Annotated in this window: 18 protein-coding genes and 1 pseudogene; 12 read left to right on the top strand and 7 right to left on the bottom strand. The window is 44.9% G+C overall.

Features of this window, described 5'->3' with window-relative positions; genetic code table 11:
- The first annotated feature begins 149 nt into the window (after positions 1 to 149).
- Positions 150 to 4,832 (top strand): pilus assembly protein, encoded by a 4,683-nt coding sequence (locus tag K5620_RS19130; protein ID WP_040307582.1) that lies wholly within the window; start codon positions 150 to 152, stop codon positions 4,830 to 4,832.
- A gap of 115 nt (positions 4,833 to 4,947) precedes the next feature.
- On the top strand, positions 4,948 to 5,181 hold the full coding sequence (locus K5620_RS19125; protein ID WP_016403461.1) for a hypothetical protein: 234 nt from the start codon (positions 4,948 to 4,950) through the stop codon (positions 5,179 to 5,181).
- Between the two features lie 49 nt (positions 5,182 to 5,230).
- Here the strand turns inward: K5620_RS19125 and K5620_RS19120 are convergent, their stop codons facing one another.
- Genes K5620_RS19120 through gpmM form a run of 3 tightly spaced genes read right to left on the bottom strand, consistent with a single transcriptional unit; the run spans position 5,231 to position 8,734 of the window.
- Complete coding sequence (locus K5620_RS19120; protein ID WP_051147664.1) at positions 5,231 to 6,019, bottom strand: divergent polysaccharide deacetylase family protein; 789 nt, start codon at positions 6,017 to 6,019, stop codon at positions 5,231 to 5,233.
- Positions 6,007 to 7,194, bottom strand: a complete 1,188-nt coding sequence (locus tag K5620_RS19115) for a murein hydrolase activator EnvC family protein (RefSeq protein ID WP_016403463.1) — start codon at positions 7,192 to 7,194, stop codon at positions 6,007 to 6,009. Before K5620_RS19115 ends, K5620_RS19120 begins: the two co-directional genes overlap by 13 nt.
- Positions 7,195 to 7,201: 7 nt before the next feature.
- Positions 7,202 to 8,734 carry a 2,3-bisphosphoglycerate-independent phosphoglycerate mutase gene (gpmM, locus tag K5620_RS19110; RefSeq protein WP_016403464.1) on the bottom strand — a complete coding sequence of 511 codons (1,533 nt, stop codon included), beginning with the start codon at positions 8,732 to 8,734 and terminating at the stop codon, positions 7,202 to 7,204.
- Between the two features lie 252 nt (positions 8,735 to 8,986).
- On the opposite strand from gpmM, the gene K5620_RS19105 reads away from it, so the two are divergent.
- From K5620_RS19105 to gpsA, 3 genes are all read left to right on the top strand, one after another.
- On the top strand, positions 8,987 to 9,415 hold the full coding sequence (locus K5620_RS19105) for a rhodanese-like domain-containing protein (RefSeq protein WP_016403465.1): 429 nt from the start codon (positions 8,987 to 8,989) through the stop codon (positions 9,413 to 9,415).
- Positions 9,416 to 9,484: 69 nt separating this feature from the next.
- The gene (gene secB / locus K5620_RS19100) at positions 9,485 to 9,961 is read left to right on the top strand and encodes a protein-export chaperone SecB (protein WP_016403466.1); all 477 of its coding nucleotides are present in this window, start codon (positions 9,485 to 9,487) and stop codon (positions 9,959 to 9,961) included.
- Positions 9,961 to 10,968, top strand: coding sequence for an NAD(P)H-dependent glycerol-3-phosphate dehydrogenase (gpsA, locus tag K5620_RS19095; protein WP_016403467.1), 1,008 nt, complete (start codon positions 9,961 to 9,963; stop codon positions 10,966 to 10,968). Before secB ends, gpsA begins: the two co-directional genes overlap by 1 nt.
- A 74-nt stretch (positions 10,969 to 11,042) precedes the next feature.
- Here gpsA and nfuA read toward each other — a convergent pair whose 3' ends face one another.
- Together nfuA and K5620_RS19085 are read right to left on the bottom strand one after the other, a co-directional pair.
- Positions 11,043 to 11,621 carry a Fe-S biogenesis protein NfuA gene (gene nfuA / locus K5620_RS19090; protein ID WP_016403468.1) on the bottom strand — a complete coding sequence of 193 codons (579 nt, stop codon included), beginning with the start codon at positions 11,619 to 11,621 and terminating at the stop codon, positions 11,043 to 11,045.
- Between the two features lie 78 nt (positions 11,622 to 11,699).
- Complete coding sequence (locus K5620_RS19085; protein WP_016403469.1) at positions 11,700 to 12,416, bottom strand: ComF family protein; 717 nt, start codon at positions 12,414 to 12,416, stop codon at positions 11,700 to 11,702.
- Positions 12,417 to 12,448: 32 nt separating this feature from the next.
- Between K5620_RS19085 and bioH the strand changes: the two genes are divergently transcribed.
- From bioH to K5620_RS19070, 3 genes are all read left to right on the top strand, one after another.
- Positions 12,449 to 13,222, top strand: coding sequence for a pimeloyl-ACP methyl ester esterase BioH (gene bioH, locus K5620_RS19080; RefSeq protein ID WP_016403470.1), 774 nt, complete (start codon positions 12,449 to 12,451; stop codon positions 13,220 to 13,222).
- Positions 13,223 to 13,289: 67 nt separating this feature from the next.
- Complete coding sequence (locus K5620_RS19075; protein WP_016403471.1) at positions 13,290 to 13,523, top strand: hypothetical protein; 234 nt, start codon at positions 13,290 to 13,292, stop codon at positions 13,521 to 13,523.
- Between the two features lies 1 nt (position 13,524).
- The gene (locus K5620_RS19070) at positions 13,525 to 14,445 is read left to right on the top strand and encodes a putative metalloprotease CJM1_0395 family protein (RefSeq protein WP_016403472.1); all 921 of its coding nucleotides are present in this window, start codon (positions 13,525 to 13,527) and stop codon (positions 14,443 to 14,445) included.
- Between the two features lie 19 nt (positions 14,446 to 14,464).
- On the opposite strand, the gene K5620_RS19065 is transcribed toward K5620_RS19070, so the two are convergent.
- Positions 14,465 to 16,756, bottom strand: coding sequence for a Tex family protein (locus tag K5620_RS19065; protein WP_040307583.1), 2,292 nt, complete (start codon positions 16,754 to 16,756; stop codon positions 14,465 to 14,467).
- Between the two features lie 277 nt (positions 16,757 to 17,033).
- On the opposite strand from K5620_RS19065, the gene K5620_RS19060 reads away from it, so the two are divergent.
- The 4 genes from K5620_RS19060 to metF all read left to right on the top strand — a co-directional run bounded on the left by K5620_RS19060 (position 17,034) and on the right by metF (position 22,293).
- Positions 17,034 to 19,361 (top strand): glycoside hydrolase family 9 protein, encoded by a 2,328-nt coding sequence (locus K5620_RS19060; RefSeq protein WP_016403474.1) that lies wholly within the window; start codon positions 17,034 to 17,036, stop codon positions 19,359 to 19,361.
- A 271-nt stretch (positions 19,362 to 19,632) separates the two neighbouring features.
- Complete coding sequence (locus K5620_RS19055) at positions 19,633 to 20,658, top strand: substrate-binding domain-containing protein (RefSeq protein WP_016403475.1); 1,026 nt, start codon at positions 19,633 to 19,635, stop codon at positions 20,656 to 20,658.
- 66 nt (positions 20,659 to 20,724) lie between these two features.
- Positions 20,725 to 21,204 (top strand): transcription elongation factor GreB, encoded by a 480-nt coding sequence (gene greB, locus K5620_RS19050; RefSeq protein ID WP_016403476.1) that lies wholly within the window; start codon positions 20,725 to 20,727, stop codon positions 21,202 to 21,204.
- A gap of 186 nt (positions 21,205 to 21,390) precedes the next feature.
- Entirely contained in the window at positions 21,391 to 22,293 is a 903-nt protein-coding gene (metF, locus tag K5620_RS19045) for a methylenetetrahydrofolate reductase (protein ID WP_016403477.1), read from the top strand.
- Positions 22,294 to 22,445: 152 nt separating this feature from the next.
- Here the strand turns inward: metF and K5620_RS19040 are convergent.
- A pseudogene (locus tag K5620_RS19040) lies at positions 22,446 to 22,875 on the bottom strand (GNAT family N-acetyltransferase).
- Between the last annotated feature and the right edge of the window lie 209 nt (positions 22,876 to 23,084).

The following is a 23,084-nucleotide window of genomic DNA, read 5'->3' as shown; positions in this document are numbered from 1 at the left end:
TCAGCCACTTCTAAATTAAATTGATGAATGGCTCACTAAAATTTAATAAATTAACGGTTAAAATTACATCAGGTTTTCTATGGCTGTCATTCATCTTGTGTTTTAAGTATTGGAATGGTGATCGCCTTTGTTGTTGGAAGCATTTTTTGATGAAGTTACCCCATTCTTTTTTAGGTTATAAGACCCAAACCTCAGACGCTAAAACTATCTTATCTAAACGAGCAGAATTGTACATTGCATGTTTTTTTGGGCTGGTTACTCCAGTATCAAATGCTGCTCAACTGGATCTCTCTAATGTTCCGTTGTATGTAGGAAGTGATGCCCCCCCGATGGTCATGATGGTAATGGGGAGAGATCACAGTTTGTTTTATGAGGCCTATAATGATGCCTCAGACCTTACTGGCGATGGGTTACCCAATACTAATTATTTACCTAACAAGGTTAACTATTATGGCTATTTTGATAGTAATCGCTGTTACAGCTATTCAAATGGTCTTTTTTTGCCTCAACAGGCTGTAAATAACCCCGGAATCGCAGACCCCGGCAGTACTAGTGAAGTTGCTCATAAAACATGTAGTGTGGGAATTGGTAACAGCCAAGAGGGAGGATCTTGGAGTGGGGATTTTCTCAACTACCTCACAATGACACGAATGGATATCTTAAGGGCGGTTTTATACGGAGGCTACCGCAGTACCGATACCCCTACAGAAACTATTTTGGAGCGCGCATTTGTTCCGAGAGACGCGCACAGCTGGGGGAAAAGCTATCGAAACTTAGAAACCAACGGCTACGATCTTAGCCAATATTCTAGTTTGAGTTTGCCTAAGTCAAATAAGCAACACTTTTTTGGTACCGCTACGTTTACCAAAGATAGTGTACCAGCATTAAGGGTACGTAAAGATCAGAGCTTATTGACATCCGACAATGAAGAGAATGGTATTTGGGTATGGGCTAGCTCTGAAAGACCAGTGTTAAATGGAAATAATTACGAAGAGTACAATGTAAGAGTTAAAGTGTGTTTGTCCGAAAGCGTAAAAGAGGAAAACTGCAAAAAGTATGCGGGTGAAGATAACCTCATTGGTTCTTATAAACCAACAGGGCTATTACATGATTACGGAGAAAATGGCAGTATTTTATTTGGTTTGCTGAGCGGCAGTTATGACAACAATTTAACTGGTGGGGTGTTGCGTAAAGTTATCAGCAATTTTTCTGATGAAGTAGACCCAAACACAGGTCAGTTTCCGTTTAAAGATACGTCTAATAAGGATCCTCTATTAGGCATAGTTAGCACGATTGATAAGCTTAACATTCACGGTTTTGAATATGGTAACTATAACAATCAAGGTAACCATACTTACGGAGCCTGTGGTTGGCAGGTAAAAAGAGCGATAAGAAACGGAGAATGTCCATCTTGGGGAAACCCTATTGGCGAGATGTTGTATGAGAGCTTGCGTTATTTTGCAGGAGCTAAGAGTCCAACAGCGGCTTTTAATAGCAAGCCTAGTATTATCGATGAAGGTTTAAAATTACCATCGCCAAAGTGGGATAACCCTTTTGAACCTGACGGGCTACCCGCTCGTCCTTATTGTTCCGCACCACACAGCCTTATTATTAGCGGCGACCCCTCTTACGATTCTGATTTATTGCCTGGCTCCAGTTTTGGTAATCCTTTCTCAGATAGTACATTCAGCTCTTTTAGCATTCAAAATTTGTTGAGTACTATTTCTAAGGACGAGAACATCGATGGTGGACGTTATTTCATCGGAGAATCAGTGGGTGTAGACGGGGAGGACGGAGCAGAGAACGCTAAAACTGTTGGCTCGCCTACAGCAAAAAAGGTTAAGTCATTAGCGAGTGTTAGAGGGTTATCTCCATTAGAACCAACCAAGGAGGGGAGTTATTCAGTAGCAGCAGCAGCATACTTTGGTCACAAGCTGGATTTATTTCCAGGTGAGGATAAGCAAGTTAATGTTAAAACCACTGTTGTTGCAATGGCGTCTCAAATTCCTGACATAACAGTAAAAATACCTTCTAGCGATACCGGGGAGGAACAAGACCAATATATTACAATCGTACCATTTGCAAAAACTGTTGGTGGAGAAGCATATGGAAATAGAGTCTTAGAAGCAGGCCCTTTTTTTCCGACAAACACCTTGGTTGATCTATATGTTCAGGAGATTAATGATAGTAAAGGTACTTTCAGAATCAACTTTGAAGATGTTGAGCAAGGTGCTGATCATGAAATGGATATGATTGTGCAGTATGATTATTCGGTTGAGAAACTTTGTCCATTTCCTGGGGACAGTTGTACGTCCAAGAGGTGGGGAGTAAAAGTAAGCGTAGACTCTGTATATGCGTCAGGCAGCCTGACTCAACATGCAGGGTATGTTATTTCTGGTGCAGTTGATGGTTATGGGAATAACGTTGATGGAATTTACCTTGATGTACGTGATCAGCCTAATCATAACGAAGGCTATGCTTACAACTACCTAGATACACCGTTGTTAACTGATAGACCGTATCCGAATAATGTACGTAAGGATGAGGAGGATGCAGGGAAAAAAGATGACCGAGCAACGCTTGAGTTCCAAAGGACGCGACATTTTTTCCCATCGAATGAACCCGCAAAAGTTATTCCTTCACCACTTTGGTATGCGGCTAAGTGGGGTGGGTTTAATGATAAGCTTCCTCCCGTTGGAACAGGTAAGCCAGATGCTGTAGGTAAGTGGGACTCAACAGGTAGTGGCCATCCGGATACATTTTTCCCCGTAACTAATGCCGGTCAACTAGGAGAGCAGTTGGGACAAGCATTGGCTAATATCTCCGCTGGTGAGCAATCAGGTACTCCGTTAGTTTTTAACAACAATTTTCTTAATATTTCCGGAACTTTTCTTTACCAGTCTAGCTTTGATGGCCAGTACTGGAGTGGTGACGTAAAAGCATTTGAAGCTAAATCAGGAGGCGATTTCAGCCCTAAAGCAGAGTGGAGTGCTGCAAATAGTATAGATTCAACCCATTTTCTTGATAGAGAGATATTTACCGTCAATTCCGAATTTAGCACTTTAGGAATGAATATTGTCGATTTTATCGCGCCATCTAGCTTAAACCCGAATAAAGATAGTATTAGTGGTGAATTAATCGATGCTTTGCTAAAAGGGAATATCAATGCAAATGGCGAAAAGGTATTGCCAGATTTGGAGTATCTTACTTCGGTTATCAATTACTTACGGGGTGACAGAACGAACGAAACACTTGAGGGGGATCTACAGATGCGAAAGCGTGGTTCTGCTCTTGGTGATATTGTTAACTCAACTCCTTACTATGTTGCTGAAGCTACTGGTCATGAAGTTGCGGTACCCGTTTTGGTTTTTGGGGCAAACGATGGGATGGTACATGTCATCAACGGAAAAACGGGTAAAGAATTAATGGCCTACATACCTAGTCAAGTGCATGGTCACCTTAATAGCCTTCCCATGCTCTCTTATACTCATAAGTATTTCGTTGATGGTGCGATTTCTGGCTATACTGATAAGTCGGCCTCAAAGCCAATAACAACGGTTGTTGGTAGTTTAGGTACTGGAGTTAAAGGTTTGTATGCCTTAGATGTATCTAACATGAATCAGCTAAACAAGAAATCTACAATAAAATGGGAAATAAGTGCTGATGGTAGCTACTCAAATTTGGGTTACAGTCAGGCAGCCCCAACTATTGCTAAGCTTTCTGTTAAAAGTGGAAAAGACAATCGTGTAGGAGTTATTTTTTCTGGTGGTTATAATTCTCCAGATGGAATAGCAAAATTATTTATTGCAGACCTAAAAGATGGTTCTCACATAAGAACTCTTTCCACTGGTGTCGGAGCTTCCGCTGACCCTACAGGTAAGAATAGGCCTAATGCATTAGGAGAACCAGCAGTTATTGATATAACCGGTGATGGTGTTGCTGATCGTATCTATGCTGGAGATCTATTCGGCAACATGTGGGTATTTGATATATCTGAAGATTCCAGCTTGAATTGGGGGGTGGCAACCCAAGGTAAAAAACCACTATTTACAGCAGAAAGCCCATCAAGAGGAAATGCACCAGTAAACTTTGCTTCTCAGGCTATTACCTCTCAACCTTCTGTTGGCAGGCATCCGAATGGACACCCTCAGCAATCTGGAGTGTTAGTAGCTTTTGGTACAGGTAAATATATTGAAAACCAAGATAAGGCAACTGATAACCAAGATACGCAAAGTGTATACGTTATATGGGACAAGAATGACAACCAAGCAATTGGTGGGCGAAATTACAATGGTGAGTACAGCGAGCTTCAAGCACAGAAAATTATTGAGGAAGATACACAAAATAGACAATTGACGGAAAATCAGGTTGATTGGAATCTTAAAAAAGGTTGGTATTTAGATTTGGTCAATACTCAAAACAATAACTCTGACAATAAAGGAGAGCGTCAAGTAACCAATAGTTTGCTTATTGGCAATAAACTGAGCTTTACCACTCTTATTCCAAATGATGACTCATGTTCCTCTGGGGGCAGTGGCTGGTATATGGAAGTGGATTTAAGATCTGGGGTGACTTGGAATAAGGGGACTGACGGAAATACTGACCCTGATAACGGTAATACGATTAATGATGATAGTTCCCATCAAAAGATTGAAGGAGGTATACCATCTGCGCCTATTGGGATTATCGACCCTGGCTTTGATGATGATGGTTTACCTTCAAAAGATGGAATTGTTCAAAAGAATTGCATCAGTTTAAGTAACGGTAAAACGATTTGTTATGATGACCCTCAAGTACCAACCGGTCGATTAAGCTTACGCCGCTTACACTAGTAAGCTGCAAAGCGTAATAAAAGCAACCCACTAGGGCAGCTTTTTTGTTCAAATAGACGTCGATTTATACTGGCGTGTTTTGCTACACTAGCCGCCCTTTTTTGGAGAGCCTGTTATGCAGTGTCGTTTAGGCTGCGGTGCTTGTTGCATTGCGCCATCAATTAGCTCATTAAATAAAGTAGCGGGTGAGCGATGTGTTCATTTAAATGCTGATAATTTATGCGCTATTTTTGGTAAAGCTGAGCGACCTAAGGTTTGCAGTGATTTTAAAGCTGCAGAGTGGCTGTGTGGAACTACCCAGCAACAAGCCATGGATAATCTCATCTACTTAGAAAGGCAAACCGCGTAATGTATCGCTTGGTATTGTGGCTTTGTGCTGCTTGCTTTAAATCAATTGCCTAGAGCTGTTTGTTGTGCACCGGCTGCACAATAGGCTCTTCTGAACCCACTAAACGAATGCTCGGTTCACTCTCGAGATCTGGTGCCAATAAAGCTAGGCGCTGGGCAACCCCAACCAGTTGCACATCTTCCGGCAAACTTAATTGATTAAGTAAATCCACCGAGTGTGGTCTGGGATGAGCGATGAGCACTGCATGACCATATTTACGAGCAAGGCTTAGGGCTTTTTGCCATTGGCGCTCGATTGCCACGGGATTGTCTTGGTGATCAAGAAATACATGGCGCTTTAAACTGGGTACTTGATATACCCGAGCTGTTTGCTGGGCAATGCTGGCTAGGTGGGTGCGGCTATCCACAAAAAATAGCTGCTGTTTAGCCAGTACTTGCATTAACCAGTGCATTTCTGTGGGAAGTTGGGTGAGTTGGCTACCCATGTGGTTGTTTAAGCCAGTGGCCTCTGGAAAGTCATTAATAGCTGCTTCTACTCGTTGCTTAAAAGCTGCTTCTTCTAAATTATCGGGCAAGCCATATGGCCCTAATGCAATGGTGCCACTGCCCTGCATCGGCAGGTGCAACATTATTTCGCGTTGCTGTTGCTGAGCTTGTTCGGCAATGTCTTTGGCATAAGGACTTGATGGAAGTACCGATAAGGTAATATTGGGGTGCAGATCTAGTAGTGCAAAGTCGCGGGCACTATTACCGACATCATCAATGATGATACTTAACTGCGCAGCCATAGCTGAGCTTGTCGCCAGCATACCTAGGCAAAGTAGAATTATTTTAACCATTTACGTGGGTCTTGGGTTTGCCCTTTATGGCGAATCTGGAAGAACAAGGCGTTGGTAGTTTGGCCGCCAGTATTGCCGGCGTAAGCCACGGTTTGACCGGCACTTACTCGCTCACCAATTTCTGCATTTAAGCTTTGGTTATAGCCGTAAAAGCTAAGGTATTGCTCGCCATGATCGATGGCAACAACTAGACCATAACCACGCAACCAATCAGCAAATACTACATTGCCAGAGGCCACTGCTTTTACGTTAGTACCAGGGTGGGAGTCAATCACTATGCCTTGCCAACGTGTTTGCCCCTGATTTTTACTATTGTAACTGTGAAGTACTCTGCCTTTGAGCGGCCAAGGCAGTTTGCCTTTTGCCTTGGCGAGGCCAGTGAGAGGCGTTTTATCTAAGTTTTGTTTAAGGGCAAGTTGTTGTTGCTGTTCTATTTGGTCACTAATCACTTGCTGTAAGTGCTGTTCATTAATTTGTAGCTGCTCTAAACGGCTTTGCTCAGTATTTTGCAGCTTATTAAGTTTAACGAGTTGTTGCTTACGTTGATTTTGTTGAGACTGCAGCTGGTCCAGTTTTTGTTTTTGCTGAGCGACCAAACCTTCTAGTTGCTTTTGTACTTCGGCTAGTTGGCTTTGAACTTTGCTTAATTCTAGTTGCTGGAAGCTGACTTGCTCTAAGGCCTTACTGCGGGCTTTAGCCAAATATTGGTAGTAGCTTAACATCCGCTCTAAATCTGCAGCATTTTGCTGGTTCAGCAGCATTTTCATGTAATCGCTATTACCTAAGCGATAAGCGCTGTTGATTTGTGCTTTAAGTGCTTGTTGCTGTTGAGTTAGCTTTTCTTCTAGAGCTTTTTCTTGCTGCTGAATATCTTGTTGTTCGATTTTTGAGTGGGAAAGCTGATTGTTAAGTTTGCGTAGTTGTTGGCTGGAGTCCGCGAGCGCTAACTCATATTGTCTTAACTGTTCTTGCGCCTTGCTTATATCATTTTTGCGCTTTTTAAGTTGCTGTTGTTGTTGCTTAAGCTGCTGTTGAACGTCGAGCAACTGTTGTTGTTCGTTGGCATGCAGTGGTGGGCAGAGCAATAGCAAAACGCCAGCAATAAGGCTGGCGTTAAACAGGCGAATAAGGCGCTTGCTAGCGCCTTGTTTCGAAGCTGAAATAGGCTCTTTCATCAAGCCATTATTTCAAATTCATCAATACCTTGCCAGTCATTTCTGCTGGAGTTTCCATGCCCATCAAGCTTAGCATTGTTGGTGCAATATCACTTAAACGACCGCCTTCAACTGGAGTTGCTTCACGACCGTAGTAGATGAAAGGTACAGGCAGGTTGGTATGAGCTGTGTGGATGCCACCCGTTTCTGGGTCAACCATTTGCTCGGCGTTACCGTGGTCGGCTGTGATTAAACATTCACCGCCAACTTTATCAAGTGCTTCAACCAAACGGCCAATGCTCTTATCTACTGCTTCACAGGCTTTAACTGCGGCATCGTATACGCCAGTGTGGCCAACCATATCGCCATTCGGGTAGTTACAAATGATTACGTCGTACTTGCCGCTTTCAATCGCTGCTACAAACTTGTCGGTTAGCATTTCCGAGTTCATTTCTGGTTGTAGGTCGTAAGTAGCTACTTTTGGAGAAGGGATAAGCTCGCGGTCTTCACCAACAAAAGCGTCTTCTTTACCGCCATTGAAGAAGAAAGTTACGTGGGCGTATTTTTCTGTCTCAGAAATACGTAGTTGCGTTTTGTTGTTCTTCTCAAGCCACTCACCCAGAGTATTCACTAAGTCTGTAGGGCCATAAGCACAAGGGGCCTTAATGTCCGCTGCATATTGGGTTAGTGTAACAAAGGCACATGCAGGCACTTTAGCGCGCTCAAATCCAGTGAAGTCTTGCTCAACAAAACAACGTGAAATTTCACGGGCACGGTCAGCACGGAAGTTCATGAACAATACCGCATCGCCATCGTTAATGCTGGCTGCGCTTTCGCCTACTACAGAGGCTTTAACAAACTCATCGTTTTCGTCACGCGCGTAAGCCGCTGCTAGCGCTTCAGTGGCGTTAGCGTAGCTGTATTCAGCTTTGCCTTCAGTAAGTAGTTGATAAGCTTCTTCTACACGTTCCCAACGGTTATCGCGGTCCATTGCGTAGTAACGGCCTACTAACGAAGCAATTCGACCTGAACCAATTTCTGCAAATTTTGCGTCAAACTTTTCAATTGAGCCTTGCGCGCTGCGTGGTGGAGTGTCACGTCCGTCTAAGAAAGCGTGTAAGTAAATTTCTTTTGCGCCTTGCTTAGCGGCCAATTCAATCGCAGCTAGCATGTGATCTTCGTGGCTGTGAACACCACCTGGAGAAAGCAGACCCATGATGTGAACGGCTTTACCGGCTGTTGCGGCTTTATCTACCGCACCTACCAATACTTCGTTAGTGAAAAAATCACCGTCTGTAATTGACTTACCAACACGGGTAAGTTCTTGGTATACAACGCGACCAGCACCGATGTTAGTGTGACCAACTTCTGAGTTACCCATTTGTCCGTCTGGTAAACCTACATCTAGGCCTGAACCTGAGATAAGGGTGCTAGCAGCAGTTTCCCAAAGGTTGTCTAATACTGGAGTGTTGGCGTTTGCTACAGCGTTATTGGCGCTGTCTTGGCGGTAGCCCCAGCCGTCCATAATAACTAGTGCTAAAGGCTTTTTGCTTGCAGACATTGCAATTTCCTCAATCGGTAAATGTTTAAGTGAAAAACGAATTAGTGAAATATTACTACATTTTTTGTCTGAGTCACCTGATTGAGCGCAAATCAACCGAGATTAGTTGTTTTTGCTCAGATTTGTTCTGGTGTATGAATCTTAGGTCAATTTGCGAGCTTTGGCGCGCTTGAGAGCTGCTATTCTTCTCGCTCAGGTGTATACTCTCGCCCCAATATCACTAACTATTTGCTTAACTGGAATTGTCATACTATGCAGCAAGTTGTCGAATTTGTCGGAAATAACCCTATCATTTCATTCGCTTGGGTAGGTTTGTTCGGTGCCGTTATCTACACTTTTATTCAACCAATGCTGTCGAAGGTTACCTCGGTAGGCAATCACGAAGCTACTTTGCTCATTAATAAAGAAGATGCAGTAGTGGTGGATGTTCGTACTAACGACGAGTACAAAAAAGGGTATATTGCGGGCGCACGTCACATTCCTTTAACCCAAATACAGGCTAATAACTTTAAGCCTATTGAAAATTTAAAGGGTAACCCCATTATCGTTGTATGTGAAACAGGGATGCGTTCAGGCTCAGCGGCTAACGCTCTGGTTAAAGGCGGTTTTGAGAAAGTGTATAACCTACGCGGCGGCATGACCGATTGGAAATCAGCAAACCTACCGATCACTAAGAAGTAAGATCGAGTTTTAATGGCTAGCGCTCTAGCGATTAAGCAATTTTAAATTAATGTATTAAAGGTAATTATCATGGCTGAAGCAGCAACCACTGAAGCACCACAAGTAGAATTTGCAATTCAACGTATTTACACAAAAGATATTTCTTTTGAAACGCCTAACTCTCCACAAATTTTTCAACAAGAGTGGAAACCAGAAGTTAAGGTTGACTTAGATACTACTAGCAACAAACTAGCTGACAACGTATTTGAAGTAGTATTAACACTTACTGTTACTGCTAAAGTTGGCGAGCAAACTGCGTTCTTATGTGAAGTTCACCAAGGTGGTATCTTCACTCTAGGTAACATGCCAGAGCCTCAACTTGCTCACGCAATTAACGCTTACTGCCCTAACATTCTTTTCCCTTACGCACGTGAAGCGGTATCTAACCTAGTTAACCGTGGTTCTTTCCCACAAATTAACTTAGCGCCAGTTAACTTTGATGCTTTGTTTGCTAACTACGTACAACAGCAAGCAGAACAACAGCAAGCGGCTAAAGCTGACGCTTAATGGTTAACTCAAAGGCTACTATGACCGTATTGGGCGCAGGCTCATACGGTACCGCGTTGGCAATTGCGATTGCTCGAAATGGACAACGTACCGTGTTATGGGGTCATGAGCCTGAGCACGTGGCTGCACTTGATGCAGCCCGTGAAAACCAAGACTTCTTGCCAGGGGTTGCTTTCCCCGAAAGCTTAGAGCTAGAAGCTGATTTAGGCACCGCGGTTGCGCAAAGTGACAACTTACTGGTGGTCGTGCCTAGCTTTGCTTTCGCTGATGTAATGCGTCAGATAAAGCCAATGTTAAGTGAACAATCACGAGTAGCTTGGGCAACCAAAGGTTTAGAAGCAAATACCGGACATTTGTTGTCTGAGGTTGCGGTTGATGCCTTAGGTGAACAGGTGTCGCTAGCGGTGATCTCTGGGCCTACTTTTGCTAAAGAACTAGCAGCAGGTTTACCTACCGCCATTTCTGCGTCATCTTCAGATGCTGAGTTTGTGCGCTATTTGGCGAAGGTTATGCACTGTGAGCGAAGCTTTAGGGTGTACACCAATAACGATATTATTGGCGTACAATTAGGGGGCGCAGTTAAAAACGTTATTGCGATTGGCGCTGGTTTAGCCGACGGTTTAGGTTTTGGTGCAAATGCACGTACTGCCTTAATTACCCGTGGTTTGCGCGAAATGGCGCGTTTGGGTAAGGCCTTAGGTGCTGATCCTGAAACCTTTAAAGGCATGGCTGGCTTGGGTGATTTAGTGCTTACCTGTACTGATAATCAAAGCCGTAATCGCCGTTTTGGCTTGGCACTAGGCGCCGGAAAATCCTTCGAGGAAGCGGAACGCGAAATTGGCCAAGTGGTAGAAGGTTACCGCAATACTAAAGAAGTCTATTTGTTAGCTGAAAGAGTTGGAGTTGAAATGCCAATTGTGGAGCAGGTTTATCAAGTGCTATACAAAGGGAAACAAGCTAAACAAGCTGCTATTGATTTGCTTGCGCGCGACCAGCGCGAAGAGTAGTGATAAGCGCCACAAGCTAGCAACAAAAAAGCCTATCAAATGATAGGCTTTTTTATATTTGTAGTTCGCTGAGCCTAGTAGTAAGAGTGCTCACCAGCTTGGTGCTCGGTAACATCTTTAACACCGGTTAGCTCACCAGGGAAGGCTTCAAGCAACTGCTTTTCAATACCTTCTTTTAGCGTAACATCTACCATGCTACAACCATTACAACCGCCGCCGAACTGCAGCACTACCACGCCTTCTTCGGTTAGCTCCATTACGCTAACTTTACCACCGTGTGAAGCTAAGTTAGGGTTAACTTGAGTTTCAATGGTGTATTCAACACGCTCAATGAGTGGAGCGTCATCATCTACTTTGCGCATCTTGGCATTTGGAGCTTTAAGCGTAAGTTGTGAACCCACTTTGTCGGTCACAAAGTCGATTTCGGCTTCTTCTAAAAACGGCGCGCTAGCGGTATCAACCATGGCTTTAAAGCCGTCGAATTGTAGCGCGGTATCATCTTCTTCAACCGACTCTGGTGGGCAATAAGATACGCCACACTCTGCGCTTGGTGTTCCAGGATTAACCACAAATACACGAATATGGGTGCCTTCAGGCTGTTGTTCTAGCAACTTAACAAAATGCTGTTGAGCTGTTTCTGAGATCGATACCATCTGCTTCCTCGATACCTGACTAAAATACTAAGGTTTATTGTACGGCTTTTTAAACAGCGCTGCTAGTGTTGCGAGTGCTTATCTTCGTTGAGAAGGTTTTGGGGTGCGTGCAATAGCCCAGATGTCGACTCGTTCAGCGCCGGCATCTTTAAGCTGTCTAGCTAGCACGTTAGCGGTGCTGCCGGTAGTTACAACATCATCAATGATTACCCAGTGTTTATAGCTAAACGTATCTTGGCAACTAAAGCTGGCCGCCAAGGCTTTTTGTCGCTGGCGGCGGGTAAGCCCTGCCTGGCTTGAACCATAATGTTTGCGTGTAAACGGCTTTTGCATTGGCTTTGCTGCGTGTTTTGCCAATTGCTTACATAAAACCTCACTTTGGTTAAAACCGCGTTGCCATTGCTTAAACCAATGCAAAGGTACCGGACAAAAAACATCTGGCAGCGTTGCTTGAGTGAGTTGAATGTGCTGCCAAATAAGTTGGCCTAAGGGCTTCGCCAAGTGTTGCTGTTTGGCATATTTGTAGGCTTTAATCACCGGCTCTATCGGCCATTGGTAGTCACTTAAACAGATTACTTGATCGTAAAAAGGAATGTTGCCTTGGCACTCGCCGCATATTCCTGGCTCAGCCAAGGGTAAATAACACGTCTCACAACGGTGTTGGTTCGGCGTTAACAGCAGAGCGCTGCAGCTGTCGCAACAAACCTGATTGAGCCTTTTACTTTGAAAACAAAAATCACAGTGTTTAGACAAAACTAAGCGGGAGTTTAAAGGCGCGTGAAATCTAGTTAACATGAGCATCCTTTTTGATGAGTAGTTAAGTGTAGATGAGCAAATTGCATTTTGAACGTCATGGCTCAGGCCCTGCGCTCATTCTTATTCATGGTTGGGGCTTAAATGGCGCTGTATGGCAGCCTGTTACCGAGCTATTAGCCGAGCATTTCAGCGTATATCTAGTGGACTTACCCGGTTTTGGTCACTCTCCTGCCATTGAGCCGCTTAGCTTAGATGGTATGGTGCAAGCCATTAGTGCTCAGGTGCCGGAGCGGGCCATTTGGCTAGGTTGGTCTTTAGGTGGTTTAGTGGCAAAGTATGCAGCTATTCACCAGCCACAGCAGGTTGCGGGTCTAATTACTGTGGCCAGCTCGGCCCACTTTATCGCTAAATCCGAGTGGCCGGGAATTCAAGCAAAAGTGCTCGATGGTTTTGCCAGTGGTTTACAGCAAGATTTTAAGAAAACCTTACAGCAATTTTTGGCCATCCAAGCCATGGGAAGCGATCAAGCTAAGCAAGATATCAAGCAGCTGCGAGAGCTACTAGCAAGCCGACCACTACCCCAGCTTAGCGCCTTAGAACAGGGCTTAGCGCTATTGCAAAGCCAAGATTTACGTGATGAGTTAGCGCAGATCTCAATGCCTTGGTTACAGCTATATGGTCGTAGTGATGCGTTGGTGCCAAAGGCCGCTATGCAGCAACATGCCGAGCTTCATCCCGAGGCTACTCAATACCTGTTTGCTAGTTCTTCGCATGCACCATTCATCTCTGAGAAGCAGCTATTTGCCGAAAAAGTACTCAGCTTTGCGCGCAGTATAGTGGTGTAAAAGTGAGCAATTTGCTAGAATTAGGGCTAACTATGATCGAGGCAGCAACTAACTAAGCGGAGGGCATATGCAAATTGGCGCGGCAAGTAGCGGTTTTCAAATTATTGCTAACGCAAATCAGCAAGTTAGCGAAAGTGCTCAAACCCTTGCTGAAGTAGCGGCAAAACGTGAACCACAGCAAAACGAAGTGGTTGATGCCATGGTGAGCCTTAGCCAAGCTGAGCTTTATGCTAAAGCTGGCGCAAAGGTGATACAAACCGAATCTAAAATGTTAGGCACTTTACTGGATGTAGAGGCCTAGTATGAATATCAATGTTAGCTTGCCTAATGTTTTCCCCAATACCTTAACTCCGCCTACGGATTCCGCCCGTCGCGACAATCAGTTGCGTCAGGTGATAGCTCAACCCAAAGAAGTCGCTAGTTTTGCTAAAGAGCCAGAGGTCGGCGCTGAGAAAGATCGCAGCAAGCCGCAAAGTACGGCTCAATACCCACAAGTTCAAGAACAGCAGCAAGCTAAAATAAACGAGCGTGAAGCGCAGCAAGGTCGCGAGCAACAAGGCGAGCAGCAGGGTAAACAAGACGAGCAAAAAGGCAGCCAAGACCAGTCCGGTTCTGAGCAACCCAGTGCCAGACAAAAAGGCCAAAATGAGCTTAGCGAAAGCGAGCAGAAGAAAGTTGATGAGCTAAGTGCGCGCGACCAAGAAGTACGCACCCATGAAGCGCAACACCAAGCGGTTGGTGGGCAATACGCCAGTGCCGCCTCTTTTGAGTTTGAACGTGGCCCAGATGGAAAGCAATATGCGGTAGGCGGTGAAGTGTCTATCGATGTGAGTGAAATCCCCGACGACCCACAAGCTACCATTGCTAAAATGGAGCAGGTGCAACGGGCGGCGCTAGCACCCGCAGAGCCTTCCTCGCAAGATCGGCAAGTGGCAGCTCAGGCTCAACAAAAAGCAGCCGAAGCACAACGCGAACTTAATCATGCGCAACCGCCAGGTTTGCTGGCATCAGACGAACAACCTTCAGCCTTTGGCACCATTGCTGTCGAAGGTGCCGAATTTGAACCTACACAGCAAGCGCGAGAGCAGCAAAATGCTCAAGCTTTGCAACAACGCTATCCAGATATCGCACAGCAAATGGCGCAGCGTAATCAAACCATTGAACAGCGCTATAGCAGTGCAGCGGCTTTTAAGCCGCAATCTCAACTAAGCTTACAAGCTTAATCTATTTCTCTGCTTAAATTTATTTCTTCGCTTTAGCAAAAGCATCTGCAAAGGCACTATTAATCGGCGCACTAGCTTGCGGCTTTTTGGCCGAATGAGGCTTATTGGGTGTTGGTTTTGTTTTGTTTGTAGATTGATTAGAACGGACGTCTTCATCTAAGCGCATGCTAAGGGCAATGCGTTTACGTTGTACTTCTACTTCCAGCACTTTTACCTTAACAATATCGCCGGCTTTAACCACTTGATGAGGATCTTTCACAAAGTGATTGGCTAAGCAGGAGATATGTACCAAACCGTCTTGATGCACGCCAACATCAACAAAGGCACCAAAGTTAGTTACGTTGGTCACAACGCCCTCTAACAGCATGGCTGGCTTTAGATCGCTAATGGTGTTTACACCCTCTTTAAAGGTGGCGGTTGCAAACTCAGGGCGAGGATCGCGACCAGGTTTTTTAAGCTCATCAATAATGTCGGTTACAGTGGGTAGACCAAATTTGTCGCTAATAAACTGTTTCGGGTCGAGTTTGTTTAAGCGCTCACCGTTGGCAATCAACTGGCTAACTTCACACTGGCTATGCTCAGCAATGGCCTGTACTACGGGATAAGCCTCGGGGTGAACCGCCGAACCATCTAAAGCATTTTTCGCTTGGTTAATCCGTAAAAAACCCGCGGCTTGTTCAAAGGCTTTAGGCCCTAAACGAGCCACTTTTTTAATTGCTGCGCGTGACTTAAACGCGCCGTGCTCGTCGCGGTAGGCCACAATGTTTTGCGCTATGGTGGTGTTTAAACCTGCCACAAAACTTAGCAGTGGTGCCGAAGCCATATTTACATCTACACCTACGGCATTTACACAGTCTTCAACTACGCTGTCTAATTGTTGTGATAGTTTGCTTTGGCTCACATCGTGTTGGTATTGGCCAACACCAATTGCTTTGGGCTCAATTTTCACTAACTCGGCTAAGGGATCTTGTAAGCGGCGAGCAATCGATACTGCACCGCGAATCGACACATCCAACTCTGGAAACTCTTGCGCTGCTAACTCAGAGGCGGAATACACCGAGGCCCCTGCTTCACTCACCATCACTTTTTGCAAACCTTGCGGTGGCAACATGCCAATGAGATCCGCGGCCAGTTTATCGGTTTCACGCGAGGCGGTGCCGTTACCCACACTAATCAACTTAACTTGGTGTTTAGTCACTAAACCCGCCAGCGTCTTTAGCGAGTCTTGCCATTGGTTTCGTGGCGCGTGAGGATAAATGGTGTCGTAGGCAACCAATTTACCGGTAGCGTCAACCACCGCTACTTTAACCCCAGTACGCAAGCCTGGATCTAGACCTAAGGTGGCTTTAGGCCCTGCAGGGGCTGCCATCAATAAATCATTTAAGTTACGCGAAAACACACTAATTGCTTCGTCTTCGCCACGTTCACGTAGCTGATTGAGCAATTCTGTTTCCAGTTGTAGTTTCAGTTTTACTCGCCAGGTCCATTGCACCACGGTCGCTATCCAACGGTCGCTAGCATGCCCTTTAGGGGCTAAAGCAAAATAGTCGCGGATCATTTGCTCGGCAGGGTGGTTTAGCCCATCCTCTTGCTCAACTTCTACGCTTAGGTTGAGTATGCCTTCATTGCGCCCTCGCAATATGGCTAAAGCGCGGTGAGAAGGTATTTTTCCTATGGCTTCGTGGTAGTCAAAATAGTCTTGGAATTTCTGACCATTTTGTTGCTGACCATCGATAACCTCTGCCTTTACCGCGGCATTTTGTTGTAAGAATAAACGAAGCTTAGCTAGCAGCGGGGCTTGTACGGCAAAGCGCTCCATCAGTATGAACTTGGCACCATCTAATGCCGCTTTGCTGTCGGCAAAACCTGCTTCGTTATTAATAAAATCTTCGGCTAAGCTTTCTGGGCTGGTATCTGGCTGGCTTAACAAAAGCTCTGCTAAAGGCTCTATGCCAGCTTCAATGGCTATTTGTCCTTTAGTGCGGCGTTTGGGTTTGTAAGGAAGATAGAGATCCTCTAGTTCTGTTTTACTGCTTGCTGCATTAATGGCTTGTTCTAATTGCGGAGTAAGTTTGTCTTGTTCGGCAATAGATTTAAGAATGGCGCTGCGACGTTGCTGCATCTCTCGCAAATAAATTAAGCGTTGCTCTAACAAGCGTAATTGCCCGTCATCTAATCCGCCGGTAACTTCTTTACGGTAGCGGGCAATAAAAGGAACCGTTGAACCTTCATCAAGAAGCTTAATGGCGGCACTCACTTGTTGAGCTTGTGCGTTGATATCTGAAGCAATTTGTTGTTCTAAATTTTGCATGGACTTATGTAATTTTAGAGGCGCTGCTTGCTGCAGCAAAAGAAAGTGCCCTCTATCTTATTCGCTTATTAACTGGCATCAAGCAGAAAAGTTAATATGTAGAATCTTAATAGCGTGAAAACTATTTCACAGCGTGACAAATTTTTCATAAGCACTTCATAGATACGTTTTGTTGCAGGCTCTTGGTCATAGTTATGTGAGCTAAGCCCATCAACAAAACCGACTTGCTGAATTAGAGTGAAGTTAGATTTTAATGCCTCAGTTCAAGGAGAGCGAAATGAGCGCGAGCGACAAGACTTTTATCAATTTTAGTTTAAGCCGTATTAGCCAAAGTATTGTATTGGCTAGTTTAATCAGTGCCCCAGCACTAGCGGCTAGCGATGAAATGCTTAGTAATACTGATTTTAGCAATGGAACCACCGGCTGGTGGTCAAGCGGTGCCGAGTTAGTAGCAAAAGACGGCGAAGCCTGTATGGACATTAAACGTGCCGGCTCTAACCCATGGGATGTAATTTTAGGCCAGCGCGGATTTGGTTTAGAAGAAGGCCAAGACTATGCTATCGACTTTGTGGCGCGCGCCAACAAAGACACGGCCTTTACTGCACTTATTCAGCATAATGGTGCGCCTTATACGCAATACTTTAATCAAGTATTAGAGATTGGTACTGAGCCAAAAGCCTTTAGCTTCAAGTTCACTCAAGATCAAAAGAGTGATGCTAAAACCGAGTTTCAGTTCCAGCTAGGAGCCCAAAAAGAAGCGGTACTGTGTTTTAGCGATATCTCGGTGAAAGGTAAGTCATTCGTAATCGTAAACAAAATTCCTAATATTCGTTTAAATCAGATTGGCTTCTATCCTAAATCAGAAAAAATTGCGGTGATTCGCAGCGAAGAACAACAGCCTCGCGTTTGGCGAGTGAAAGATGCCGAAGGCAATCACCTGCTTACCGGTAAAACCAAAATATTTGGGGTGAATGCTGCATCTGGCGAAACAGTGCATCAAGCGGATTTTTCTGCTTTAACCACCAAGCATGAAAACTTGGTGTTAGATGTGGATGGTCAAACTAGCCATCCTTTCAAAATCGCCGACGATATTTACAGTGAGCTGAAACATGATGCCTTAGCTTACTTCTACCAGAACCGAAGCGGTATCGAGATTAAGCCAGAGTTTGTACAACGTCCAAACTTGGCGCGCCCAGCAGGGCATGTGCCAGATGTAGTGAGCTGCTTTAACAAAACCGACGACAAAGGCAACAAGTGGCCAGGTTGTGATTTTGACATGGACCTCACCGGCGGTTGGTATGACGCGGGCGACCACGGTAAGTATGTGGTAAACGGCGGCATTAGTACCTGGACCTTAATGAACCTGTACGAGCGCTCGCAGTTTATTGAAGGCGCTAGCGAACCGTTTGCCGATGGCAAGCAACCGATGCCAGAAGCGGGTAATGGTGTTAACGATTTATTGGATGAAGCGCGCTGGAATATGGAATTCATGTTGGCCATGCAAATCCCAGAAGGTAGCAAAGTATCGGTGCCTTTGGGTAACCAACAAGAAAACATTCGTTCCCTTAAGCTAACCGAAATTGACGCCTCTGGTATGGCGTTCCATAAGGTAGCCGATGAAAAGTGGACCGGTATGCCATTACCGCCGCATAAAGATACTCAAAAGCGCCATGTTGGCCAATCAAGTACAGCAGCAACCTTAAACCTAGCTGCAACCGCAGCCCAGTGTGCGCGTATTTGGAAAGATATTGATGCAGATTTCTCTGCTCAGTGTTTAACTGCAGCAAACCGTGCTTGGCAAGCGGCCAATAAACGCCCAGAAGTATACGCTTACGATAACTTCACCGGCTCTGGCCCTTACGGGGATCTAGAACTAGCTGATGAGTTTTATTGGGCAGCGGCAGAGCTGTTTATTACTACAGGTGAATCTAAGTACTTAGAAGCAGCTAAAGCATCTCCTGCATTCTTAGCGGCGCCAGTGGGCGACGAAACGGCCAAAGGTGATTTGTTCTGGCAAGATTTAAGCTCGGCAGGCACCTTGAGCCTGGCTCTTGTTCCTAGCAAGTTAGATCAAGCAACTCGTGATAAAGCGCGTGCCAAGATTGTTGCTACGGCCGATGCATACAGCTCATTAATGACAAAAGAGGGCTACCACATTCCATACAGCGCAGAGCAGTATCCTTGGGGGTCTAACTCAAACTTAGTGAATCGCGGTATTTTCCTTACCTATGCAAGTGATTACAGCGGCGATAGTAAGTACATGCAAGCTTTGATACATGCCATGGATTACATCTTAGGGCGTAACCCGCTTGACCAGTCATACATTACTGGTTACGGCAGCAACCCGCTTAAAAATCCGCACCACCGTTTTTGGGCGCATCAAGCTGATGCTAATTCTCCAAAACCGGCACCAGGCGCATTATCGGGTGGACCAAATTCAATCAGCTTTAGCGACCCAGTTGCGGCAGGTATGAAGGGCGGCTGTGTTGGCCAAACTTGTTTTGCCGATGAAATTGGTGCGTGGACCTTGAACGAAATTACCATCAACTGGAATGCACCTTTGGTATGGGTGACTACAGTGTTGGATGAACACCGTCTCAAGTAAGTAAACCCATAACAATTAAGTATTTTAGGCCGACATTATGTCGGCCTTTATTGCTTCAAAAATTAAGTAATTACTGATACTTGGGTGTAAGCACCAGCAGATTATGTGATCTGTCACGGCGTTCTAACGCTCAATATCATTGAAAACAAGTTCTTGGCTAAGTAGACGGTTATAGTGAGACAGGGAGTTATATCTTTCTAGGTCGCTATCACTATTTAGCAACACCGGGAGAGATATAATGCGAACTAGTGTTAGTTGTCAGAGAATCAATGTGAAAGATAAAAATAAATTAGAGCAACGCTCAACTGTTTATGATGTCGCTGCGTTGGCTGGGGTTTCACCTAGCACTGTATCTCGGTTTATGAATCAAACCACTTATGTGTCTGATGCAAAACGTAAGCAAATTCAAGCTGCAATGATTGAGCTTGGCTATAAACCTGGCCAGCAAACCGGAGCCAGTGCTAGCAGCCGCACCATGACAATTGGTGTATTGGTGCAAGACCCAGACAGCCCGTTTTATTCATCTATTTTAAATGGAATTGAAGAAGTTCTGCTGGCTCAAGGTTACTCACATATTATTGTAACGGGGCACTGGAATAGCGAAGAAGAAATGGAGTCGATGCAACTGTTGTTATCGCGCTCGGTGGATGGAATTATCATCGTAACTGGCGGTTTGAGTGACGAACAGGTGGTCGAGTTTTCAAAGAAAAGACCCATCGTTGCTTTAGGCCGTGAGTTAGAAGCAGCCCGCTTACGTTCGATAAAAATTGAAAACTCAGTGGGCGCTTACATGGCCACCAATCATCTTATTCAACTGGGCCACCGCGAGATTGTGCATATTAAAGGTGCCGAGGGGCATCCCGACGCTCAGCAACGTTATGAAGGTTATTGCCAAGCTATGGAGCATGCAGGTTTGCCTGTGAAGCTGCAACTGGTTGAGCAGGGCGACTTTACCGAACAAGGCGGTTTTGATGCGGTGCAGCGTTTGTTAACCAACAAGCGTCAGTTTAGTGCTATTTTTGCTTCTAATGATTTAACCGCACATGGTGCAATGTTGGCTTTATATAAAGCCAAGCGACCAGTGCCAGAGCGGGTTTCGGTGATTGGATTTGATGATGTGCCTGGCTCGGCGTTTTTCATTCCGCCGCTAACTACAGTGCGTCAACCCATATTTGATACCGGTTATGCTGCCGCCTTAACCATTTTAGACATGCTAAATGGTGGTGCGAGCAACAACTTCCGTATTCCTCCGGTTGAACTGGTGAAACGAGAAACCACCCAAGCACATATCCTCTAGTTAAAGCTTGCGAGTTTACTGCCTAAGTCGTTTATAATCGGCTTAGGCAGACTTAACTACATAGCTATGAAAACCAATTTAATCACTCGCCCAGGCTGGCATAAACTCGATGAAGAATTAAAGTACTTGTGGAAGGTTAAACGCCCTCAAGTAACTCAAGCAGTATCCGAAGCCGCAGCACTGGGTGACCGCTCAGAAAACGCGGAATACAAAGAAGGTAAGCGAGAGCTTCGCCGCATCGATTCTCGACTAAGGTTCTTAACCAAACGCTTAGATGCCCTAGAAATTGTTGACCATCACCCTCAACAAAACGGCAAAGTATTTTTTGGCGCATGGGTCGAGCTGGAAAATGATGAAGGCGATATCGTGCGCTACCGCATTGTTGGCACCGATGAAATAGACCCAAAGCTGGGTTACATAACTATCGACTCACCCATGGCACGAGCGCTTATCGGTAAGCAAGTAGACGATGATGTGTTTGTAAAAACGCCCTCTGGCACTAAAGAGTGGTGGATTAATCTTATTCAATACACTCCTTTCGACTAGCGGAGCTAATTCTGTTAGCTAACTATTTGTCTTAATGCATATTTAACCAGCAGTTAGCGGCTAAAACCCCCATGTTGAAAATAATTCATCTAAAGCTATGTTTAAGATGAATAGCGTTGACTTAAATAATCTTCTCTTTAGTATCTAGCGGTATAGACGTCTAAGTGTCTTTAACGGAGAAGGTCAATGGGATTTCACAACGCGCAACAAATCGAAACACTCAATCAAAGCTTAAGTGAGCTTAACCGCGATATTAACGTGTCCTTTGAGTTCTTCCCGCCAACCACCGAGACCATGGAGCAAACTTTGTGGTCGTCTATCGAGCGTTTGCAAACCTTAAAGCCTAAGTTTGTATCAGTAACCTATGGCGCAAACTCGGGCACTCGAGACCGCACTCACAAGGTGATTAAAGCGATTAAAGACCGCACAGGCTTAGCAGCTGCACCGCATTTAACCTGCATCGACTCAACGCCCGATGAGCTGCGCCAAATTGCCCGCGATTACTGGAACAGTGGTATTAAAGACATTGTGGCATTGCGAGGTGATTTGCCAGAAGGCTCTGCCAAGCCGCAAATGTACGCCAGCGATTTGGTGGCTTTGTTAAAAGAAGAAGCTGATTTTGATATCTCGGTAGCGGCTTACCCAGAGATTCACCCAGAAGCAAAAAGTGCCCAAGCCGATTTACTGGCCTTAAAGCGTAAAATGGATGCCGGTGCCAACCGCGCCATTACCCAGTTCTTTTTCGATGTAGAAAGCTATCTGCGCTTTCGCGACCGCTGTGCGGCCATAGGCATTGAAGGGGAAATCGTACCCGGTATTTTGCCAGTATCTAACTACAATACCCTGAAAAAGTTTGCCTCTTTTGCCAATGTAAAAGTGCCAAAATGGCTACACAATCAGTTTGCTGGCTTAGAGAATGACCAAACTACTCGAAACCTAGTAGGCGCCAGTGTAGCGATTGAAATGGTCAAAGTATTATCGCGCGAAGGAGTGAAAGACTTTCACTTTTATACGCTTAACCGCTCGGAGTTATCTTACGCTATTTGCCACACTTTAGGTGTTCGCCCAGCGGAAGCAGTGCCTGCTTAGTAGTCAAAATCAATAAGTAATAAAAAGCCTAGTAACCTGGGCTTTGTTGTATCCGCAGTTGGTGGCCAATATTGTGGAGTAGATACGGAAACGCCCAAAGTTATTAGCTTTGGGCGTTTCTTATAGCAAAATTAGTTACGACAAACCGAGCTTTAAAGCGTCATGCGCAGAATTGGAAAAGGTTTGCCCATATCATCAAGTGGCGAACGTGAAATGACCTTAAATCCCATATGTTGGTAAAACCAACTGCTTGCGGTTTTTGTTCATTTACGTCTGCTTTCGTAGCGCCTAAGTGCTCAATAGCATATTGCAGTAGCGCTTTACTAACACCTCGCCCTCTCGCTTCATTTAAGATGAACAGCATTTCAACCTTTGAATCGTGGCTACCCACAAAACCCAAAATTGAACCACTCTCATTGTTTATACATCTTAAGGTAACAGCGGAAAAAGCCTGCTCAATGATAATGGGTTTAAGAACTCAATATCTTCTTCTGTTATAAAGTCATGTGTTGCTCGGACTGAGTTTTCCCAAACCATAAGCATTTCTGCATAGTTTTTAGGAAGCACATTTTTCACAATCATAGTGTTCTCTCTAAAATTGACTGAAATTCATGTGCAGCCGCGAGCGTGGATTTTAGTTCTAAGGTGTATTTAAATCTACAAACATCCTAAGGCGATTTGCTCGGTGTTTACGCTGAGGTACTAACTTGCCACGAAGTAAGTAAAATCAATGAACGTTTAAAGGGGTAACTGGTCTAGCGTAACGGGTTGGTGTTGCTTGTGATGTTTTC

Source organism: Agarivorans albus (assembly GCF_019670105.1).
GTDB lineage: Bacteria > Pseudomonadota > Gammaproteobacteria > Enterobacterales > Celerinatantimonadaceae > Agarivorans > Agarivorans albus.
The sequence above is the reverse complement of the archived record's forward strand: the minus strand, read 5'-3'. Positions and strand labels throughout refer to the sequence as shown.

Excerpts from the sequence above, each read along its gene's own strand:
- K5620_RS19130 (WP_040307582.1), top strand. The coding sequence starts at position 150 with ATGAAGTTACCCCATTCTTTTTTAGGTTATAAGACCCAAACCTCAGAC.
- K5620_RS19125 (WP_016403461.1), top strand. The coding sequence starts at position 4,948 with ATGCAGTGTCGTTTAGGCTGCGGTGCTTGTTGCATTGCGCCATCAATT.
- K5620_RS19120 (WP_051147664.1), bottom strand. The coding sequence starts at position 6,019 with ATGGTTAAAATAATTCTACTTTGCCTAGGTATGCTGGCGACAAGCTCA.
- K5620_RS19115 (WP_016403463.1), bottom strand. The coding sequence starts at position 7,194 with ATGAAAGAGCCTATTTCAGCTTCGAAACAAGGCGCTAGCAAGCGCCTT.
- gpmM (WP_016403464.1), bottom strand. The coding sequence starts at position 8,734 with ATGTCTGCAAGCAAAAAGCCTTTAGCACTAGTTATTATGGACGGCTGG.
- K5620_RS19105 (WP_016403465.1), top strand. The coding sequence starts at position 8,987 with ATGCAGCAAGTTGTCGAATTTGTCGGAAATAACCCTATCATTTCATTC.
- secB (WP_016403466.1), top strand. The coding sequence starts at position 9,485 with ATGGCTGAAGCAGCAACCACTGAAGCACCACAAGTAGAATTTGCAATT.
- gpsA (WP_016403467.1), top strand. The coding sequence starts at position 9,961 with ATGGTTAACTCAAAGGCTACTATGACCGTATTGGGCGCAGGCTCATAC.
- nfuA (WP_016403468.1), bottom strand. The coding sequence starts at position 11,621 with ATGGTATCGATCTCAGAAACAGCTCAACAGCATTTTGTTAAGTTGCTA.
- K5620_RS19085 (WP_016403469.1), bottom strand. The coding sequence starts at position 12,416 with ATGTTAACTAGATTTCACGCGCCTTTAAACTCCCGCTTAGTTTTGTCT.
- bioH (WP_016403470.1), top strand. The coding sequence starts at position 12,449 with ATGAGCAAATTGCATTTTGAACGTCATGGCTCAGGCCCTGCGCTCATT.
- K5620_RS19075 (WP_016403471.1), top strand. The coding sequence starts at position 13,290 with ATGCAAATTGGCGCGGCAAGTAGCGGTTTTCAAATTATTGCTAACGCA.
- K5620_RS19070 (WP_016403472.1), top strand. The coding sequence starts at position 13,525 with ATGAATATCAATGTTAGCTTGCCTAATGTTTTCCCCAATACCTTAACT.
- K5620_RS19065 (WP_040307583.1), bottom strand. The coding sequence starts at position 16,756 with ATGCAAAATTTAGAACAACAAATTGCTTCAGATATCAACGCACAAGCT.
- K5620_RS19060 (WP_016403474.1), top strand. The coding sequence starts at position 17,034 with ATGAGCGCGAGCGACAAGACTTTTATCAATTTTAGTTTAAGCCGTATT.
- greB (WP_016403476.1), top strand. The coding sequence starts at position 20,725 with ATGAAAACCAATTTAATCACTCGCCCAGGCTGGCATAAACTCGATGAA.
- metF (WP_016403477.1), top strand. The coding sequence starts at position 21,391 with ATGGGATTTCACAACGCGCAACAAATCGAAACACTCAATCAAAGCTTA.